Source organism: Salinivibrio sp. KP-1 (genome assembly GCF_000968645.1).
In the GTDB taxonomy this organism is placed as follows: Bacteria; Pseudomonadota; Gammaproteobacteria; order Enterobacterales; family Vibrionaceae; genus Salinivibrio; species Salinivibrio siamensis.
Window position 1 is genome coordinate 14,204 of record NZ_LAQR01000042.1, and the last position, 18,861, is coordinate 33,064.

At 50.2% G+C, this 18,861-nt stretch carries 17 protein-coding genes and 4 tRNA genes; 5 read left to right on the top strand and 16 right to left on the bottom strand.

Translation table 11 applies throughout. The features are described from left to right. Positions 1–101: 101 nt before the first annotated feature. Positions 102–1,775 carry a BCCT family transporter gene (locus tag WN56_RS11900; RefSeq protein ID WP_077638998.1) on the top strand — a complete coding sequence of 558 codons (1,674 nt, stop codon included), beginning with the start codon at positions 102–104 and terminating at the stop codon, positions 1,773–1,775. Positions 1,776–1,838: 63 nt separating this feature from the next. On the opposite strand, the gene glpC is transcribed toward WN56_RS11900, so the two are convergent. The 7 genes from glpC to WN56_RS11940 all read right to left on the bottom strand — a co-directional run bounded on the left by glpC (position 1,839) and on the right by WN56_RS11940 (position 9,986). Then, complete coding sequence (glpC, locus tag WN56_RS11905) at positions 1,839–3,095, bottom strand: anaerobic glycerol-3-phosphate dehydrogenase subunit GlpC (RefSeq protein ID WP_046075221.1); 1,257 nt, start codon at positions 3,093–3,095, stop codon at positions 1,839–1,841. Then, complete coding sequence (gene glpB / locus WN56_RS11910) at positions 3,085–4,398, bottom strand: glycerol-3-phosphate dehydrogenase subunit GlpB (protein ID WP_046075222.1); 1,314 nt, start codon at positions 4,396–4,398, stop codon at positions 3,085–3,087. The genes glpC and glpB overlap by 11 nt, the downstream gene beginning before the upstream one ends. Next, positions 4,395–6,107 (bottom strand): anaerobic glycerol-3-phosphate dehydrogenase subunit A, encoded by a 1,713-nt coding sequence (gene glpA / locus WN56_RS11915; RefSeq protein ID WP_082084456.1) that lies wholly within the window; start codon positions 6,105–6,107, stop codon positions 4,395–4,397. Before glpA ends, glpB begins: the two co-directional genes overlap by 4 nt. 291 nt (positions 6,108–6,398) lie before the next feature. Continuing rightward, positions 6,399–7,082, bottom strand: coding sequence for a YoaK family protein (locus tag WN56_RS11925; protein WP_046075224.1), 684 nt, complete (start codon positions 7,080–7,082; stop codon positions 6,399–6,401). 8 nt (positions 7,083–7,090) lie between these two features. After that, positions 7,091–7,858, bottom strand: a complete 768-nt coding sequence (locus WN56_RS11930; protein WP_100298012.1) for a glucosaminidase domain-containing protein — start codon at positions 7,856–7,858, stop codon at positions 7,091–7,093. Positions 7,859–7,958: 100 nt separating this feature from the next. Further along, the gene (locus WN56_RS11935; RefSeq protein WP_046075225.1) at positions 7,959–9,245 is read right to left on the bottom strand and encodes an ATP-binding protein; all 1,287 of its coding nucleotides are present in this window, start codon (positions 9,243–9,245) and stop codon (positions 7,959–7,961) included. Between the two features lie 33 nt (positions 9,246–9,278). Beyond that, positions 9,279–9,986 (bottom strand): response regulator, encoded by a 708-nt coding sequence (locus WN56_RS11940; protein ID WP_046075226.1) that lies wholly within the window; start codon positions 9,984–9,986, stop codon positions 9,279–9,281. A 249-nt stretch (positions 9,987–10,235) separates the two neighbouring features. Between WN56_RS11940 and WN56_RS11950 the strand changes: the two genes are divergently transcribed. Then, positions 10,236–10,823, top strand: a complete 588-nt coding sequence (locus WN56_RS11950; protein WP_046075228.1) for an outer membrane beta-barrel protein — start codon at positions 10,236–10,238, stop codon at positions 10,821–10,823. A 361-nt stretch (positions 10,824–11,184) separates the two neighbouring features. Then, positions 11,185–12,354 (top strand): MFS transporter, encoded by a 1,170-nt coding sequence (locus WN56_RS11955; protein WP_046075229.1) that lies wholly within the window; start codon positions 11,185–11,187, stop codon positions 12,352–12,354. Between the two features lie 146 nt (positions 12,355–12,500). Here WN56_RS11955 and WN56_RS11960 read toward each other — a convergent pair whose 3' ends face one another. The 5 genes from WN56_RS11960 to WN56_RS11980 form a co-directional block, all read right to left on the bottom strand. Continuing rightward, positions 12,501–13,376: a sterol desaturase family protein gene (locus WN56_RS11960; RefSeq protein WP_046075230.1), complete on the bottom strand. Its 876-nt coding sequence runs from the start codon at positions 13,374–13,376 to the stop codon at positions 12,501–12,503. 183 nt (positions 13,377–13,559) lie between these two features. Further along, on the bottom strand, positions 13,560–14,222 hold the full coding sequence (locus WN56_RS11965) for an epoxyqueuosine reductase QueH (RefSeq protein WP_046075231.1): 663 nt from the start codon (positions 14,220–14,222) through the stop codon (positions 13,560–13,562). Positions 14,223–14,324: 102 nt separating this feature from the next. Then, the gene (locus WN56_RS11970; protein ID WP_046075232.1) at positions 14,325–14,597 is read right to left on the bottom strand and encodes a hypothetical protein; all 273 of its coding nucleotides are present in this window, start codon (positions 14,595–14,597) and stop codon (positions 14,325–14,327) included. A 121-nt stretch (positions 14,598–14,718) separates the two neighbouring features. Further along, positions 14,719–15,180, bottom strand: a complete 462-nt coding sequence (locus tag WN56_RS11975; RefSeq protein ID WP_046075233.1) for a GNAT family N-acetyltransferase — start codon at positions 15,178–15,180, stop codon at positions 14,719–14,721. 173 nt (positions 15,181–15,353) lie between these two features. Beyond that, positions 15,354–15,444, bottom strand: a tRNA-Ser gene (locus WN56_RS11980). A gap of 182 nt (positions 15,445–15,626) precedes the next feature. Between WN56_RS11980 and WN56_RS11985 the strand changes: the two genes are divergently transcribed. After that, entirely contained in the window at positions 15,627–15,986 is a 360-nt protein-coding gene (locus WN56_RS11985; protein WP_046075234.1) for a HopJ type III effector protein, read from the top strand. Positions 15,987–16,059: 73 nt separating this feature from the next. Here WN56_RS11985 and WN56_RS11990 read toward each other — a convergent pair whose 3' ends face one another. Continuing rightward, positions 16,060–17,046, bottom strand: coding sequence for an arginine deiminase-related protein (locus WN56_RS11990; RefSeq protein WP_046075235.1), 987 nt, complete (start codon positions 17,044–17,046; stop codon positions 16,060–16,062). 331 nt (positions 17,047–17,377) lie between these two features. On the opposite strand from WN56_RS11990, the gene WN56_RS11995 reads away from it, so the two are divergent. After that, entirely contained in the window at positions 17,378–18,349 is a 972-nt protein-coding gene (locus WN56_RS11995) for a sensor domain-containing diguanylate cyclase (protein WP_046075236.1), read from the top strand. A 25-nt stretch (positions 18,350–18,374) separates the two neighbouring features. On the opposite strand, the gene WN56_RS12000 is transcribed toward WN56_RS11995, so the two are convergent. The 3 genes from WN56_RS12000 to WN56_RS12010 form a co-directional block, all read right to left on the bottom strand. Beyond that, positions 18,375–18,450: transfer RNA gene (locus tag WN56_RS12000), tRNA-Gly, on the bottom strand. 150 nt (positions 18,451–18,600) lie between these two features. Continuing rightward, a tRNA-Met gene (locus WN56_RS12005) sits at positions 18,601–18,677 on the bottom strand. Positions 18,678–18,714: 37 nt separating this feature from the next. Next, positions 18,715–18,790: transfer RNA gene (locus WN56_RS12010), tRNA-Gly, on the bottom strand. Positions 18,791–18,861: the final 71 nt, after the last annotated feature.

Below are 18,861 nucleotides of genomic sequence, written 5' to 3' on the forward strand. Positions count from 1 at the left end.
ACTTCAATCCAACATAATGTGATTAATGGCTCTTTTTTTTGCAAAGAATGGTCGCGTTGCGTAAATTGTTGCGCGTTTTGTTGTTAAAAGAGGAATGATTCATGTCAACACGAAGTACGTCGGATGCGAGCAATGCGAGTGCATTGCAGCATCCGTTTGCCGATTGCGTCACACAAACCGGCCTGTTTAAAGGTGTTCATAAAAATATGATGATCGCCGCCACGCTTCTGGTTTGTGTCTTCGTGTTTTTTACCGGATTTAATACTGATTTAGCTGGCCGTGTATTTGCCGCTGCTCGTGGCTGGGTGGAATCGACCTTTGGTTGGTATTACATGCTGGTACTGGTGCTGTTACTAGTCGCCAGCTTGACGATTGCCGTCACGCGTTTAGGTAACATTCGTTTAGGTGATGACGACGACCGGCCCGAGTTTAGCACCTTCTCGTGGCTATCCATGTTGTTTTCCGCGGGTGTCGGCGTTGGCATACTGTTTTTTGGGGTAGCCGAACCCACGCTCTACTTTGATACAAGTGGTGCGTTCGGCTACCCCAACAACCCGTATGCGGATATGGCGGGTGCCACCACCATGGGCTTTGATCGCGCCGCCGATGCGTTGCGTGTCACCTACTTCCATTGGGGCTTTCACGGCTGGGCGGTGTATGTGATTGTGGGCCTCGCGCTCGCCTATTTCTCGTTTCGGAAAAAGCTGCCTCTGGCACTACGTTCCACGGTGCACCCACTGATTGGTAATCGCATTTACGGGCCCATCGGCCATATTATCGATATCTTGGGGGTGCTTGGCTGCGTGTTCGGTGTCGCCACCTCTCTGGGGCTCGGTGTCAGTCAGATTGCCGTGGGGCTCGATCGCCTATTTGGCATCGATCCAGGTATCGCGACTCAAGTTATCCTTATTGCACTGATTTCTGTGGCCTCTATCTTGTCGTCTCTCTCTGGCGTCGGCAAAGGGATCCGAATCATTTCTGAGTGGAATATCATCGTCTCCGCACTGGTGATTGCCTACTTTTTATTCGGCGGGCCTACGGCTTGGTTAGTGCAAATATTTGGGGCATCACTGAGCGACTATTTGGTCGAGTTTATCCCGATGGGGCTGTGGTTCCCGGAGGCGAAAGGCCCCTCTGCATGGCAAAATGCCTGGACCATTTTCTATTGGGGCTGGTGGATTGGCTGGGCGCCCTTTATTGGCCTATTTATTGCGCGTATTTCTCGCGGCCGCACCTTACGAGAATTTGTCGTGTGCGTGCTGTGTGCGCCAACCCTAATGATTTTTGCTTGGCTGGCGATTTTTGGCGGTAACGCGTTGCATCAAGAGCTTGTCGCTGATGCCGGGATTGGCACCGCTGGGATTATTGATTTGGTCAATGGTTGGGACTTACCCGCGGCGCTGTTTGCCACCGCCGATGGCATTACTGGCGGCGGGATCTGGGGATGGATACTCAACGCCATGATGATCTTCTTGCTATTTAGTTGGTTCATTACCTCGTCCGATTCGAGCACCCTTGTGCTTACCACGATTCTGTCGATGGGCAATGATAACCCGCCTAAACGCTTTCGAGTATTCTGGGGCACTATGATCGGTGCCGTCGCTGCCGTATTGTTGGTTGCCGGTGGGTTAAGAGCCCTGCAAACCGCGAACATGGTCACTGCCCTGCCCATCAGTGTGTTAGTGATCTTGATGACCATCAGCGTGATGAAGTCTTTACTGGCAGAGTCGGTGGGTAAATCCACCGCCTCGACACCATCACAAGCGAGCAGCTAAACCGCATTTAGCAAACCAAAAAAACGCCACCGCATTGGGTGGCGTTTTTCTTTGCGACGAATATTACGGTGCTACTGGCTCTCCAACCGCCATCGCCAGCACACTCAACGGATGCAAGGCCTCCAGCGATGTGTTTTCTTCAATTTGCCATTTACAGGTTTCACAGTCGGTGATTGCAAAGTCCGCCTGCGCGGCTTCAATCTGAGCAAATAAGCCACTACCGATGGCAATCGAGGTTTGATAGTTCTCGGTTTTAAACCCATAGGTACCTGCCAAGCCACAACACTCGCTATCGAGCACAATCACCTCTAATCCGGGGATCATACGCAACAGCTCAATGGTAAACATCGCATTACCACTGCGCTCCAAGTGACAAGGGGTATGGTAAACCACTCGCTTATTAATTGGGTTGAGCTTGGGCATCTCGCCATTCATGGCCGCTTTGAGTAAAAAGCGGGTCACAAAGCTGATTTGCCCTGCCACGTGGGCGTTATCTACTCCCAGTACGTGGGGATACTCTCCTTTTAACGTCAGCGCACACGATGAGGAGGTGGCTATTACAGGGCGATGCTCGGCAACCGCATCGGCAATCATCGCGGTATTAGCGGTCGCGTTACGGCGCGCTTTATCGTAAAAGCCATTGGCAATTAAAGGCACGCCACAGCACTTATGTTTTTCGAGCAATTGCACGCCGTACCCCATCGCATTCATCACTTTCACCAAGTCTTTACCAAGCTGCGGGTTGTTAAAATTCACATAACAGCCATGAAAGTAACTGACTTGTTTGGGGTAATCCGCTTGTGCCGCCGCTTGGCTTTTCATCCAACGCCGAAAGGTGCCAAACGAATACTTGGGTAGAGATTTATGTTTATCCACCCCAATCGTGGCGTGCATCACCGCTTTCACCGGTTTCAGATCCGTCATCACGTTCACCAACGGTGCTACTGGATTAGCAAGCGTGCCAAACAAGTCGGTATGGCTCAGCACGTAATCACGCATCAGCTTAGGATTGATATTCTTCTTACCGTGTTTGCCGCGCGCCACCGCAATGATGTCGCCAATTTTCACCCCGGAAGGACAGGCGGTCTCACAGCGTTTGCAGTTGGTGCATAACTTGAGCAGGTCATCATAATACTCAGGGTTTTTGATCCGCAGACGCTCACCATCCGGGCCACACTCTTTGGGGCCAGGATACGCAGGGTTCGCTTTTGATACCGGGCAATACACAGTACAGACCGTGCATTTAATGCATTGGTCAAAACTGGTAGGTTGCGGCGCATGGTCGCTATAGTCACGCTGTTTCAGCCATTCAGTTAGCATGGGACGCCTCCTTAGCGTTCGCCATCACCGCGAGCGCACGTTGCGCGGCGGCGTAGCCGGTTGCGATCGCAACGCCACCGCCACAGCCTTCATAGACGGGGTCGTAACCACTGAGTACCGCACCACACACAAACAGGTTTTGGCAGCGCTTGCCGCGTGCGGTGGGACGTAGTTGGTTGTCGGTGTTAATGCCAAAGGCCATAAAGGGGTGGCTTTGCTGACTGAAAAAGTCGTCGTTGCGCCACTCACTCCGATCAGGGCTTTGCACCATGTCTAATCCCAACGTCGGTTCGCTCACCTGAGTGCGGTCGGCATTGAGACCGCGACTAAAATAGCTGCCCGTGGCCAAGATCACTGCCTCTGCGGTTAACGGAATATCTTCGAGCTGACGCGTATGCAAGGCGGTAAGGCGACCGTTGTCGTCAAACTCACCGCCAGTCACTTGATCGCCGCGCAGCAATACCCCACCCGCGCTAGCAAAGGCCCGCTGTAACGCACGCTCAATGCGGATCCCCAGCAGAGAAGGCGGCATGGTCGGCACTTCGTGAAAACAGCGATCGGTGCGCTGTTTAAGCGCATCCATCCCCCGCTCGCCGGCCACATCGGCAATGATGGCGGGTAAAATCACCAGCTCATCTGGGCCGGACTGCGCGATTAGTTGCTCGCACAGACTGTCAAAGGCATCAGGCTCAGCCAATAAACGAGAAAGATCCACCGAGCGTAGCTCATTGCGGTTACGGCGTAATCGCTCGGCTCCCGGAATCGACAGCGTAATGGTGCGACTTGGGCAGGATGCAAAATCACGTTGCGCGGTAATGGTGTCTTTCGCTAACGTCGGTTGCGCATCGCGATAGCCTTCAATGGCCACAAAACACAAACCAGAGAAACGACGCGGGCCGCGATGCTGATACACATGCCCTTGCGATAGCCAAGTCGGGCGCACAGTACCTAATGGCGTAATGCGGCCGTGGTTGGCGTTATCTTCTTGATGATACAGACACACCTTTTGCGCACTCAGTTGGTGTTGGAACCAAGCGAGTGACTGGGTGATTTCCTCTAAACTGACTTTGGCATAGGGATGCTCAGGGTGCTGGCGCACCAGTTTCGGAATCGCTTCAAAAGGCTGACTGACCGGCTCACCATTGGGAAAATGGCCCAATACATCAATCGAGCCTGACGAGAAATGTAGCGCGCTTTGTCCGGCGCTAATCATTACGGTTTTCTTGCCCGCTTCCAGTGACCGCAATGCGGCAGTAAACCCGGCAATGCCGCCACCAATCACTGCGATATCGTAGTGGATCATTGTGATACCTCCTGATCAGCCGCTGACGTCGGTGCTGGGCTTTTCACCTCAGCGTCATACATGGCTACGGCGCCAGTACTCTCTGCCTTCGGCGGCGTTGGCACCTCACCGGCGCCAAACAATCCTTGATAAATCCAATAGCTAAATTCGGCTTCGCGTAGCGCATCGCCCCAAAAAATCGGTTTCACGCCTTTCCAGCGCTCTTCGAGAAAGTCCACCAGCAGCCCTGCACTGGCTTGGCCATCTATCCCTGCCAATTCACTGAATAAGCTAGCGGCACGATAGCTGCACAGCTCGCCCTGACAAGGCCCCATACCCAGACGAGTGCGCCGACGCAGATCGGTGAGATTTTTCACATCCAGCGATTGAATCGCATAGTTCACCTCGCCCTTGGTCACCATTTCACATTCGCAAATCACCGCTTGGCTGTCGTCACTTTCATCTAAAAAATGGCTAACGCGCTCACCGTGGCGGTAATAGGCGGATTGGTAGACAGGTTTCACCAAGCTGGCACTGGCTTTACGGATCCCTTTAGAAGGCTCAGAGCCCGGCAGCGGACGGGTCGCAGTTTGGCAACGGTTGCGGTTACCCAGCTTTTCAGCCACCAAGTCTGTGGCTTGCTCGGCCATCAAACGATAGGTCATGAGCTTGCCACCAGTGATAGTGATCAAGCCTTCCAGCCCATCGCGTGCTTGGTGATCGAGTAACACAATGCCGCGACTGATATTACGGCCACTGCCGTCGTCATCTACCGAGACCAAAGGCCGCACGCCCGCATAGGCGCGCAACACGCGTGTATTGGCAATGATGGGGGCGAGCTTAGCCCCTTCGCGCATCAGCACATCCACTTCTTGTGGCGTCACCGCTAACTTATCAATCTGATCGTACTCGATGTGCTCAGAGGTGGTGCCGATTAAGGAAATGGTGTCACCGGGCACCAAGATGTCAGCGTCCGCCGGCTTACGACAGCGGTTAATCACCCGGTTATTAATCCGATAATCGAGGATCAGCAATGAACCCTTGGCAGGGAACATTTTGATATTCAGATCGGCATACTCGCAGATTGTCTGCCCCCAAATCCCTGCGGCATTGATCACTTGCTTCGCCATAATGGCAAAACGCTCGCCGGTGAGGGTATGCAAACAATGGACGCCTTGCACCGTCGCCCCTTGACGAATTAATCCCGTCACTCGGGTATGGTTAAACACCTTGCCACCGTGCTCTTTGCCGTCCAGTACGTTCGCGGCACACAAACGAAAGGGATCGATAATGCCATCCGGCACCTGTACCGCGCCAATCATTGCTGGGTTGGCGTTGGGTTCGAACGCTAACGCTTCACGTGGTGTCAGTTTTCGGGTCGGAATACCGGCTTTATCGCAACTGGCAATAAAGGTGTCTTGGTACGCTAAGTCATCTTCTGGCAAGGTAATAAAGAGTCCGCTGGTGTCTTCCACGCAGTGGCGAGCAACGGATTTAAGGATGGTGTTTTCTTGAATGCATTCACGGGCCGATTCGGTATCTGTGACCGCGTAACGAGCCCCAGAATGCAGCAGTCCATGATTACGCCCCGATGTGCCTGCCGCAATATCGTCACGTTCGAGCAAAATGCATGAGATGCCACGCAGTGCGCAATCTCGCATGATGCCGGTGCCGGTTGCACCCCCACCGATGATGACCACATCCGTTTCAATATACTGGCTATTTGGCATGGGGCCTCCTTGTTACTGTATCGTAACGGGAGTGTGGCATTTTCCGTGTCACAAAGACGGCGAGATCATCACACAATGCGCGAATTCGAAACACAAACTCACACTTGTTTGATTTAAGACAAACTTTTGGCCGCCAAAAGACGCGCGAATGGTGACACGGGAAGCCACCGCTACAAAGGAAAGGCCCGACGATCGCACCGAAGGCTCCGTCAAGTTGGCAAATTCAATGCGATGCACAACAAACACATTAAGAAAATGCGCGAAAACGCGCATTGTTAATGATTTGTATAGTTACTTGCTACTGGTGCCAGCCACTAAACGCTGACGTGTCATGTACCCGCGGTAACACAGTGCCACTACAAAACATAACCCTGCGGGAAACAGCAGGGCAGCAAAATGGAAGTGCGCAAAAAGCGCCGCACCCACTACCCCGCCGACGATAAAGCCAGACGCGATCAGTAAAAAGAGCATCAGCTTGCGCTTATCGACTGGATTGCCGCGTAGCTTGCCCCCTAGCATTAATCCTAAATCGGTAAAGATGCCGGTTAAATGGGTTGAGCGCACGATCGCGCCGCTGTAGGTGGTCGCCATCGCATTCTGCAAGCCGCACGCTGCCGAGGCTGCTAACTGACCGATGGCAAACCCGCGAGACAGAAAATAAAACGCCACCATAATCAGCCCAGCTTCGACAAACAGTGCCGAGTCATAATGGCGGCCCAATTTAAGCGTGCTGCCATGCAATAAGCACCCGGAAATCGCGGCACCGAGGAAAAAAGCCAACAATAAGCCACCCAGTTGGATAACTTGTGTCCATTGGCCGGCAAACAACCCCGAGCCAAATTGCGTCGCGGTGCCTGACACGTGTGAGACGGCTTGATGTTCAAAGCCCAACAGACCGATCGCATTGATGGTACCGGCGATCAGCGCTAACACAAACGCCCCGGCTTCAACCCACCGAGGCAAACGGGTAATCATTGGCTGTCCTAGTCGTTATTGGATGAGGATGATGGCTGGTCAAGCCTATCCAGTTGGTTGTGGCGGATCATCGCTTGTAACTCCTTCACATACGCCTGGCCACGCTCCGAATAGCGCCCTAGCCCATTAGCAAGCGCTGCACCAGACAGCGGTTTATTCTGCTCACGCAAGCTGGCGCGGATCTCGCGTAGCCCTTGGTACGCGGCATGGGTATTCAAGTTATTGATGTAGCTTTGTACCGAGGCTTGCGGGTTATCAAACGCTGCGACTTCGTGCACTTTCCCTTCCGCACGTTGCTTGGGCACCAGTCCACACCCTTTACTAAAGCACCACTGGCCGAAGTAGTTATTCCCTTCCCGTGCAAACCGCGACGTGCCCCACGCACTCTCGTTCGCCGCCTGCGCTAACACCAACGACGGAGGAATAATATCCACCCGTTGAATCAATGCCATCCAGTCTGCTTCTTGGTCGACGTTAAAGTCTTTAAGCTCATACTGTTCGGCGAGCGCTTGGACGCGTTTTATTTCTCGGCTACTTAGCTCACTTTTACGCGCATGCCATGCCATTAATGCGGTGCGATCCGCCAGTACTTGGCTGTTAATGGCATTAACCACAGGGGTGAAGTAATCAAAAAACGCCTGCTTACGCTCAGCCCCCGCGGCAAAGGATTGGAAATCAGGCACAAGGGGAGCTTGGGGGCGCTGACACGAAATCAAAATGGTGATGGTCACAGCAAAAATAGCCATGCCAATAAAGACGAAGGTACGATGTTTCATAGTGCCCCTAATGTTGTCGATGTGGGCGGTATTATACGCGAAATACCTGATGGCGACGAATGCCGCCCTTTCAACTTAGCACTGGCTGAGTCACATCATGTTAACAAGGTAAGATGACCCGAAAGCATGCGCCGCTTAAATCACTATGGTCGATTTCAACATGGCCACCGTGGCGGGTGACAATTTGTTTGACGATCGCCAGTCCCAAACCATAGCCGGAACGCTTTTTATCGCGGGAACGATCCGCACTGTAAAAGGCATCAAAGATAAACGGCCAATGTGACGGATCAACGCCCTCACCATCGTCGTGTACCGCAATCACCAGCTGCGTGTCTTCACAATATACACGCACGGCTATTTGACTAGTCGCATACTTCTCCGCATTACCGATTAAGTTGGTAAGCACGCGTTTAAGCAGATGAGGGTCGGCCTCAATGCAAGGCAAGTCTTGCGGTGCATCCAAAATCACAGACTTATTGCTCAGCGTTTGCCAACGCGGCCATTCATCGTGTAGCCACACCGAAGTATTCAATCTCTCCGGGCTAAAAGGTGTATTAGGGTGATCAACACGTGCCAAATAAAGAAGCTCATCAATCAACCCTACCATTTCGTCGGTATCTTCAACGATACTGACGATTTTTTGTTGCTGCTTGGAGCCAAGTTGACTCTCACTCAACAATTCAGCTTGCCATTGGATCCGAAATAAAGGAGAGCGCAATTCGTGCGCAACCGCGTTGGTTAGCGCTCGACGACTACTGACCAAACTCGCAATTCTGTCTGCCATATGGTTAAAGGTCGCGTTTAAACTACCCACGGTATACTGACTCTTTGTTGACGCCCGCGCTTGTAAATTTCCGTTGGCAAATTGGAGAGCCGCTTGCTCGAGTGACCGTACTCGGCGGCTGAGAAACCGCACCATGAAAAAACTGTAGAGGGCGAAACCCAAAAAGAGAAAAACAAACAGCAGATCTTCATTAAACTCTATTGCCCCATGTAGCTCGGAACCCACCGCGGTTCGTAAGCTATAGATTCGCTCCTTATCGGCCAGGCGGAACCATAAGGTTTCGTTTTTATCATCAAACACCGCGGAGGGATCGAGTTGGTGGGAAAATGCCTCATTCAAATGAGAGGGAATGTTGCCAAGCTTGTGTACGGATAATGAATATTCGACGTTATCGGCATAATCCTTTAGCGCGCCTAAAGCCTCTTGTGTTCCCGCCTGTGACTCAATCAACGCTAACATATCAACGACACTTTCAGCCTGTCGCTTCGCCAAGGTCGCCTCATAATTTTCCGTCAGTTCATACACAAGGTATTCGTAGGTCAATGAGCTCACCATAAAAATGACGATCAACCCAAAGAAGAACTCTAAATATATCCGACGCATTACTCACCACTCATACATATTTCTGTTATGCATTTACCATGCATCAGGCACAAACAAGTAACCTTTTCCACGTACTGTGATAATTTTTTGGGGATTGGAGGACGTATCACCCAGTTTTTTTCTCAAGGTCACAATTTTATTATCCACCGTTCGGTCAACACCGTCATACTCAATACCACGTAATGCACGCGTTAACGTATCTCTTGTATGTACCTCGTCAGGCTGACTTGCCAGGTGCCAAAGCAATGCAAATTCACTGTCTGTCAACGCAATGGGTTCATCATCTAACGAGCAGTAACGTCTCGCCTCATTGAGTGCCAACACACCATAATTAAGAACACTGGGTTTGGACGAGGCGGCTGCAGTGTCGTCTCTCAGCTGGCGTAGTTGCACTCTTACACGAGCCATCAATACCCGAGGTTTAATCGGTTTACTGATAAAGTCGTCCGCGCCAACTTCTAGTGCTGCCACATGATCAAAATCATCATCACTAGCGGTTAGCATCACAATTCTGCCTCTAAATCCATCACGGATTTGTCTACAAATTGTCAGTCCATCGTCACCGGGTAACATTAAATCGAGTAAAACTAAGTCAGGTTGTGCGGAAATAATATAGTCAGCCGCCCCTGCTCCTTCAGCAAGTGCCGTTACGCGATAATCTTGTGCTTCAAAATACTCTGTCAGCATTTCTCGCATTTTGGGGTCATCTTCGACAACCACTAAGTGCAGTTTCTCTTCCATTAATCTTGACCTAGAAAAATAAACAAACGAAAAGCCTTGGTATAAATCATTAAAAACTCTGTGCGTCTACAGGCGTAGATACCACGACAGTTATACGACAAATCATGACACTCTGCAGATACATTACCGCGCTCTTCAGCCGTAAAGTACCACTCAAACGTTCCCCCTTTAAGCGAACGTTCCAAAAAGCAATGACTATAAGTCATACGTTCTTAAAAAACACCTACGACGAATAATAGGTTCTTTACAATGAAAAAATTAGCACCTTTAGCTTTACTGATTCTCGCACCGGCGGCTTATGCCTCTTCTTATATGGGGATGGAATTTGGAGCTGGTAGCGCTGATGTGAGTGGCTTAGATAGCAGTGAGTTCAAAAGTGATCTTGAGGACCGAGGAACAGTCAAGCTGTATGGCGGTAAGTATATCACTGACTCAGTACGCACCTACGGCTACTGGCAATCGGGCGCGTCGAGCAAGTCAACGATCAAAGCTGCAGATGAAGAGCTTTCGTTGGAAAATACTGACTATCAATTCGGTATGGGCTTAGACTATGTCCACGAGTTCACTGACAATTTGTACGGTATTGCTGGTGGTACTCTAGGCTACCAACGCAGTAAGCTAGAAATTAAGGACAAAGATGCTCAGGGGACTGACACCTATAACCTCAGAGACTCTGGCCTAGCGAGCGACGTCAATCTCGGACTTGGCTATCGTTTTGACTCCGGTATCGCTTTGGAAGGCGGCCATAAATACGGCTTAACGAAACAAAAGTATGCGGAGGGTATTTCCTTCAAGAACCCAAGTGTGTTTTACCTCGACGTTAACTATAAATTCTAACAAACGATTATAGACGACAGTTGGCTAAACTTATTCGGACAGACCGTTTAAGGTAAGACAAAGACACTATCTCGCCCCCTTATCCAAATAGGCATCCACTCAGTGGGTGCCTATTTTTCTTTCAATAGCGGTGATAACGATGCGTGACAAGCGATGGCTGGTTAAATCTCAGTTCTAAGTGCCAACTCGACCAGCCGTTAACATGACGGCCGATTCATAGCCCCCCTATCATAGTTAATTGTTTGCCTTGTAAAAAATACTTGCCTGCTCCTCTACCTATATTTGCTGGTTAGCGTTTTCGCTTAAGTAACACTTTGTTACATTTCCTAGGCATCATAAAGACTCACGCGCTAGGATGACCATGAAAAACATTTTATTTTTACCCATTGCGATGTTTGCGTTCGGTATGGATGCCTATGTCGTGGCGGGCATTATTCCGGAAATTTCCACCAGTTTTCAGATCACTGAAGCCGAGACAGCGCAAATGGTCACAGCCTTTACGTTGTGCTATGCCCTTTCCGCACCAATACTGGCGACATTGTTGGCAAGCTTTCCGACCAAAAAGGCACTCGTGTTATCGATGCTGATGTTTATCGCCGCTAATCTTGTCACCATTTTCAGCACGCACTTAACCATGTTACTAGCAAGCCGCGCGCTTGCCGGCATAGGGGCAGGCATTTTCTCGCCTTTAGCGGCGGCAAGTGCCGCCTCTTTGGTGCCTGCAGATAAGAAGGGGCGTGCATTAGGGCTGTTGTTGGGTGGCATGAGTGCGGGTACCGTTGTCGGGGTTCCCGCTGGTCTTGCTCTGGCGACTTGGCTTGGGTGGCAAGGCGTTTTCGCCGTCGTGATCGGTATCGCGATCATTGGGCTTATTGGCCTGGTGCTGGGTGTTCCTCAGATCTGTGTCGCCCCGCCGCCATCACTAAAAGCACGCGTCGCGTTACTCGCCAGTCGCTCGGTGTCTATGACCATTACGGTCACCTTCTTGACGGCTGTCGCTAGCTTGGGGCTCTATTCTTACCTCGCACCGGTCATTACGGGAATCACACAACAAACCAACCTCACGCCATATTTATGGGTTTGGGGCCTAGGCGGCATGGTGGGCAGCTTCACCATCGGCCATTTAATTGACTGGGTAAAACACCCACGAGCCATCTTGCTCGGGATACTAACGCTCATGTCCGTGGCCATCTTGAGCATTCCGAGTAGCTTGGCGCTGTCCTCAATCATTGCCTTTGTGCCATTCTTTTTATGGGGTGCGGCCGGTTGGTCGTCGCTCGCGCCACAGCAACACACACTGATAAGCCTCCAACCGGAGCAAAGTGCCGCAGTTGTTGCGCTCAATAGTTCATCAAACTACCTAGGTGGTGCGGTGGGCACCCTTTTGGGAGGGCTGTGGCTCGGCCACGGCCTCTCGGTGACTCAGCTTGTCTATGCCGCCGCGGCAGTTGGTGGCGTAGCAATCGCTATTCAAATCGGGATTCTACGCCATAACACTCACTCCGTGATAAAAGAGTGCAAAAGCGCTTAGCCAGACAAGAGTCAACTCGGCTCATCTCTTAAACGTTACGCATACTTGCCTCGATAAGAAGGAGTGCTACAGATGGTGTTGTTAGCATCTGATCATAAGGAGTTATATCCTCAAAATATGTTCGCTTGCAGCAAGGAAGCAAACCACTACGTCTTACGTGATACTTGCTCGTGTGTCGTGTGATTTTGTGCTTGTTCTGGCGGTGCAAACAAGCACTGCCATCGTTGCCGAACGCTCAGATCGGGCTGCGTGGCGTCTCGCCACATTTGTTGCCATTCGGCAAAGGTCACCACCAGAGGATTGAAACTGTTCACTGGCTTAGGGATCCCATAGCGAACCGGTTCAGATTCCGGCTCGAAGGTGCCAAATAATTTGTCCCAAATGATTAAAATGCCCGCGTAGTTTTTGTCGATGTACTGAGGATTCATGCCATGATGAACGCGATGATGAGACGGGGTGTTAAAAATCCACTCCACAGGCCCGAGTGTCTTTATCCATTGAGTGTGAACAAAAAACTGTAACCCTAAATTCAGCAGTACAACAAACACCACCCATTGCGGCGGAAACCCAATCACCACCAGGGGCAGCCAAAACAGCCACATCCCTGCCAGCGGGTACATTAAGCTTTGGCGAAACGCGGTACTAAAGTTCATCCGCTCTGAGCTATGATGCACCACATGCGCCGCCCACATCCATCGCATACGATGGCTAGCGCGGTGAAACCAGTAATAACAAAAATCCTGCGCGACCATCAGCAATAAAAACAGGCTTACCGACATCTGAATATCAAACAGCCGCCAGCCAAACCACCACAAATACACCTTGGCAATCAGCAGCCCGGTCAGTAAGTCTGCAGCTTGATGCAACCCCGCCAAGGTAAAATTGCAAAGCACTTCTGGCACGTAATAACGGGCATTATCGCCCAGTTTTCCGTGGCGCAGCGCCACCCAGTACTCTCCCAACATGCATAAGAAAAACACGGGAGCCAGCACAAGCAGTAGCCATTCGGGATGGGAGATCATTTCGGTCACGGGGCCTTTATCGCATAGTACAATCTATTAACATATTAGGGGGTTCTGCCCAACCAGTAAGGAAAAGTATCACCAAGCTGTTAGTTTGCGCACATATTGCAATGCAGTGGATGTTCTTCATCAATGGTGAAAAGCGCCCAAACGGCGCCTTTCGCTATTGTCAGCAGTTTAGTTTTAATCGTCGCCGTAGTATTGCACGCCGAGCTTAATTCGCTCGCGTCCTTGCGCTAGGCGATGTTTATTCGTATCCCGCAGCGAATAAATACACCCGCAGTATTCTTGCTGGTAAAAACGCTCGCGCTTACTGATTTCTATCATGCGCTGGCCACCTCCTTGTTTGCGCCAGTTGTAATCCCAGTATTGGACATCTGGATAGGGAGCCGCTGCGCGATGGCCACAATCATTAATTTGCTGCATATTCTTCCAGCGCGAGATACCCAGTGAACTACTGATAAACCGGAAACCATGTTCGGCGGCATATAGCGCTGTACGCTCGAACCGCATATCAAAGCACATGGTACATCGTATTCCGCGCTCGGGCTCAAACTCCATCCCCTTTGCTCTGGCGTACCAGTTATCGGTGTCGTAATCCATATCGATAAATGGCACGTCATGATCTTCTGCAAAACGAATATTCTCCTGCTTACGAATTTCGTATTCTTTAGCTGGATGTATGTTGGGATTATAAAAAAAGATGCTGTAACGGATCCCACTCGCTTCAATGGCTTCCATCACCTCTCCCGAACAAGGGGCACAACAAGAGTGAAGTAGTAACTGGTCGTTGTCGCGATCAAAGTCAGACGGCAAAGGCAACGGCATACGTGTAAATTCAGACATCACAGTTCCATGTTCATAATGCTCAAACAAAAACGCGAATATTCATATATTTGCGTATTAAGGTGAATTCTAGCACGCCACCGTCCAATTTTTCAGGCATGGTTATTCCCCCAATGGGTTTTTACGGTTTTTATGATCAATACGTACCTCTCTGGCCTGCATATGATGTTCGCCAGTGACCTCAACGTTCATGCCAGGTTCAAGCTCATCAAGCATGTCAGGGTCAGCCATAATCTTATAAATATCATTGCCCGTCTCAACCATCATGTGGTCTTCTGCGATGTCCGTTACTTGCCCATTTACAACGCTGGGTTGCGCATCGGCCAACACACCAAAGCTAGAGAAAAAACCTAAAAGGCAGAGTAATATTTTCATGGACGTTCCTCTTTGTATTCGCAATCCGCAGAAAACAAAGTAAAGAACAAGGGGGAAATAGTTGCCAGTGAAATGCTGACTCTTTGTTATGGCGTCAACCAGACGCTCGCGTCACACGCCGCTAGTCCCCTACTTTTATCTCGTAAGTGGTAAAGCATTCACCCAACATATGTGTTTTAAATACTCGTAGAGCACGTTGCGTTAAAAACGTGGATTCTCGACGGGTGTGCAGCAAATGAAGATAAACGACTTGATGACCAAGTTGTTCACCGCGCGAGAGTAGAAACTTAAATACATACCGCCCAAGTCCCCAGTGCGAGGTATCCAACACGATCGCCAATTCAAAACCACATTCAGCACGCTGAATACCACACCATCCTACGAGGCAGTTGTTGACACTCACCGCCCTAACCAAACATCCGTCTTGAGTATCAATGTGTCTCTTCTCTCTCACCCATGTTTTGATGCTCTGTGCATCAAAAGGGGCATGTTCGATAAGATGCTGCCGAATACTGGGTTTATTGAAGATAGGGATAAAGTCGTTTGGCGTGATGGCATCGAGTGGTAAGTAATTAATCATCATCACACTCCAGTATTGGGGCGACTGTAGGAGGCGAGCGACGGCAAGAGTCGCCAGACTAAGTTTACAGTATCAAACAGAAGAGGCTGGATCAGAGCAAGGTGCTGAATATGTTGATGGGATCTGTCTTTACACGATCAAAAAAGCCGCTGATTACTCAGCGGCTTTTCGATATGTGGCGGAGGGACAGGGATTCGAACCCTGGAAGGGCTATTAACCCTTGCCGGTTTTCAAGACCGGTGCTTTCAACCGCTCAGCCATCCCTCCGAACAGGGTGGTATACTAATGTTGGCCCGAGTTAATGTAAAGCACTGCAACAAAAATTTTGGTTTAAGTGATGGATATTTATCCATTACTCTCGTCGCTTGGCTTCACATTGGTTAAACAAGTTGGTACAACGTGCATATACTCTCGACGAGAGCTCGCATGTTATTAACTCAGGAACCGACATGACCTTAGACAGCTTTCTCGCCAAAGTCACGCAAACCCCAGATATGGTAATGTTTGACGAGACAATGGCGGTGATAGATGCACATTACGACTACGCCCCTACTCGATTCACTAACGGTGATCTCGCCAATAAAGCAGGCCAGAACACAGGCTCTTGCAAAGTACTCGCATTCTGCCAACTTCATGAGCTCACGGAAGCGCAGACGCTCGCCTGCTTTGGGGGGTATTATCGCGAAGACGTGCTGAGCAATCCTTCGGGGACGGATCACAAAAACATTCGTAACTTTATGGTCACCGGATGGAAGGGGGTCTCGTTTGACAAAATGCCACTCAAGGCCAAAACACGCGCGCACTCATAGCCTAAATAGCAACATAAAACGGCGACTTTTCGTCGCCGTTTTGCCTATCAAACCGACGTTTTAACCAAGGCCTTTAACCCGACATCGCGGCTTGGTGACGAGGTAGAAAGACTTCTCCCATCATACAACGCACGCTTCCCCCACCCACGGTTTCAATTGTGTTGACATCGATAGGTACCAGTTTACCAAATTGGCGCAGCGTGCGTTTTTGCTCTTCGGTAAAAGCACTGTAAGCAGACAGTGACATGACGATGAGCGATTCACCGTGGCGATTGCGCAATTGTAGAATATTGCCACAAAGCTGGTTCATTTGTGACTCACTAATGGATACCAAGGTTTTATCTTGGCTCAGTGTGTTACACACGAGGTCGCGCTGCCCAGCTTCGATCACCTCATCGCACACAACGGCAAACTCTTCACCCACTGCCATCATCACATTGCTATGGTAAACGGGATTGCCATCGCTCATCTCCGTGTTGAAACTCACGACTTGTCGCATGCCCACCTTTGCCGCCCACTCAGTGAGCAAAATACTGTCACAACGGTGTGAAAGCGCCGCGTAAACACGCTGGTTGAGATGGTCGATAACCATCGCGCCGGTACTTTCAAGAAACGCATCGTCTTTGTCATGACACTTCACTTTGTGTACGTGATTGACGGCATAGCCTGCACGGTCCAATGCAGCCATTAAGCGCTCGGGTTTCACCTCTAGCTGGCGGTTTGGGCATGCCATGGGATAAAGGTAAAGCTCGCCACTGGGGAGCGTACTAAACCAGTTATTGGGAAACACCGCATCAGGCGTCGCAGGATCAGATTCTGGGTACTCCATGACCACCACATCGATACCGTGGCGGCGGAGGATCATCACCATGTTATTGAATTCGGCCATCGCGCGCGTTTTCACTTCTTCATCCGGCAGTGACGGCGCATGCTGAAAACCATTATCCTCACTCGTTTGTGCATTAAACTTAAAATGAAGCGGAGGCACCATCACCACAGCAGACGCCGCATGCGGATGAGTCAGCGGATATTGGGTATCACAGCTCGCTAAAAACGCCATAAGCAAACCTTCTAAAAACAACAAGTACTAAGAGTATAGAGTCGCTGTCACGCACGCGATCAATCCGGGTGCGTCACCGCCTCTTCCAACAGTGTGAATACTGAATAAGCGATGGAAAATATCATTGAAACAAGTTTTTTACAAACTGAGTTTTTCGGCCTCTCGCACTCTTAAAAATATCGACAACAAAAAATCATATATCCTTATGACTTAATTTAATTTTTCACCAAAATCATTCGCATTTCTAACGATATTTACAGCCACTAACAATTATTGCCCCTACCTTGTGTGTGGTTGGCTACAATAGGAGTAGCGACAAGGAGGAAAAGGCATGGAACCGGCACGCCCCACTCATAATGAGCAGCAAAGACTACACGCATTACACGATCTGGGTATATTAGACACTGGACACGAAGACAGATTTGAGCGGATTGTCAGAGTCGCTGCATATGTCTCGGATTGCCCCGTTGTCGCCATTAGCTTGGTCGATGAACAGAGGCAGTGGTTTAAAGCGAAGCGTGGTTTAGCCGTCAACCAAACAAGTCGAAGCGAATCGATTTGTGGTCACGCTATTCAGCAGTTAGAGCCATTAATTGTTGAGGATACTCACAACGATCGTCGCTTTGCTGACAACCCTTTGGTAACCGGTCCTCCCTATATCCGTTTTTATGCAGGCTTTCCTTTTAGCCTAGATAGCGAACACCTGCTTGGAACGCTCTGTGTCATCGATCATCATCCTCGCGAGCTTACGGATGCCTGTCAGCGCGCGCTGTCAGACCTCGCGCGTATCGTCGAGCATGAATTGATAATGACGCAACAAAATGTCATTGATCCGCTAACAGGCGTATTCAATCGACGCGGCTTTTACCGAGAAGTAAACAGCTATCTAACAGACGATGTTGTCATTGAAGATCAACATACGTTATTACACTTTGATGTTCGCCAGTTACAAGGCGTGAATCAGCGCTATGGCAAGCATGCTGGCGATAAAGTGCTGAAAGAATTTGCTGGCTGTCTAACGGATGTGTTCGGTGACTTAGGCTGGATTGGGCGCCTAGAGGGCTGTGAGTTTGCGGTATTATTGATTCAACAGGATGTCGATGCAGTCGAAGCACAATTGGATCGCTTCTATCTCAGGCTTTGCCGCCGATTATCCTTAGAACGCTATCCGTTTATTTACTCAGTCGGCCTTGCTCACTTTTCGCAGATTGACGAAACCGTCACGCTAGAAACAATGCTTCTAGACGCGACAAGTGATACAAGGCGCTACGCTGTGCCTGAAGAGACACGTCATATTGGGTAAAGGTGATGAGGGAAAGCATGGAGATTGGAGCGACATACGAGGTTCGAACTCGTGACCTCGACCTTGGCAAGGTCGCGCTCTACCAGCTGAGCTAATGTCGCTTATGCAATTGAGCGTTGCATGACGCTGTGTAAAATTGGTTGCGAGGAGCTGATTTAACGCGGAATGCAATTCGCGCCGTGCAACGGCACCGACCGAAGGTCATATTGACTTATGATCGATCGTTAAGTGCGTCTTCAGCAACCTAAAATTGGTTGCGGGAGGCGGATTTGAACCACCGACCTTCGGGTTATGAGCCCGACGAGCTACCAAACTGCTCCATCCCGCGTCCGTAACATCAATTGTTGCTTGATGTGGGCAAAACTTGGAGCGACATACGAGGTTCGAACTCGTGACCTCGACCTTGGCAAGGTCGCGCTCTACCAGCTGAGCTAATGTCGCTTTATGCAATTAAGCGTTGCATGACGCTGTGTAAAATTGGTTGCGGGAGACGGATTTGAACCGCCGACCTT

Excerpts from the sequence above, each read along its gene's own strand:
- WN56_RS11900 (WP_077638998.1), top strand. The coding sequence starts at position 102 with ATGTCAACACGAAGTACGTCGGATGCGAGCAATGCGAGTGCATTGCAG.
- glpC (WP_046075221.1), bottom strand. The coding sequence starts at position 3,095 with ATGCTAACTGAATGGCTGAAACAGCGTGACTATAGCGACCATGCGCCG.
- glpB (WP_046075222.1), bottom strand. The coding sequence starts at position 4,398 with ATGATCCACTACGATATCGCAGTGATTGGTGGCGGCATTGCCGGGTTT.
- glpA (WP_082084456.1), bottom strand. The coding sequence starts at position 6,107 with ATGCCAAATAGCCAGTATATTGAAACGGATGTGGTCATCATCGGTGGG.
- WN56_RS11925 (WP_046075224.1), bottom strand. The coding sequence starts at position 7,082 with ATGATTACCCGTTTGCCTCGGTGGGTTGAAGCCGGGGCGTTTGTGTTA.
- WN56_RS11930 (WP_100298012.1), bottom strand. The coding sequence starts at position 7,858 with ATGAAACATCGTACCTTCGTCTTTATTGGCATGGCTATTTTTGCTGTG.
- WN56_RS11935 (WP_046075225.1), bottom strand. The coding sequence starts at position 9,245 with ATGCGTCGGATATATTTAGAGTTCTTCTTTGGGTTGATCGTCATTTTT.
- WN56_RS11940 (WP_046075226.1), bottom strand. The coding sequence starts at position 9,986 with ATGGAAGAGAAACTGCACTTAGTGGTTGTCGAAGATGACCCCAAAATG.
- WN56_RS11950 (WP_046075228.1), top strand. The coding sequence starts at position 10,236 with ATGAAAAAATTAGCACCTTTAGCTTTACTGATTCTCGCACCGGCGGCT.
- WN56_RS11955 (WP_046075229.1), top strand. The coding sequence starts at position 11,185 with ATGAAAAACATTTTATTTTTACCCATTGCGATGTTTGCGTTCGGTATG.
- WN56_RS11960 (WP_046075230.1), bottom strand. The coding sequence starts at position 13,376 with ATGATCTCCCATCCCGAATGGCTACTGCTTGTGCTGGCTCCCGTGTTT.
- WN56_RS11965 (WP_046075231.1), bottom strand. The coding sequence starts at position 14,222 with ATGTCTGAATTTACACGTATGCCGTTGCCTTTGCCGTCTGACTTTGAT.
- WN56_RS11970 (WP_046075232.1), bottom strand. The coding sequence starts at position 14,597 with ATGAAAATATTACTCTGCCTTTTAGGTTTTTTCTCTAGCTTTGGTGTG.
- WN56_RS11975 (WP_046075233.1), bottom strand. The coding sequence starts at position 15,180 with ATGATGATTAATTACTTACCACTCGATGCCATCACGCCAAACGACTTT.
- WN56_RS11985 (WP_046075234.1), top strand. The coding sequence starts at position 15,627 with ATGACCTTAGACAGCTTTCTCGCCAAAGTCACGCAAACCCCAGATATG.
- WN56_RS11990 (WP_046075235.1), bottom strand. The coding sequence starts at position 17,046 with ATGGCGTTTTTAGCGAGCTGTGATACCCAATATCCGCTGACTCATCCG.
- WN56_RS11995 (WP_046075236.1), top strand. The coding sequence starts at position 17,378 with ATGGAACCGGCACGCCCCACTCATAATGAGCAGCAAAGACTACACGCA.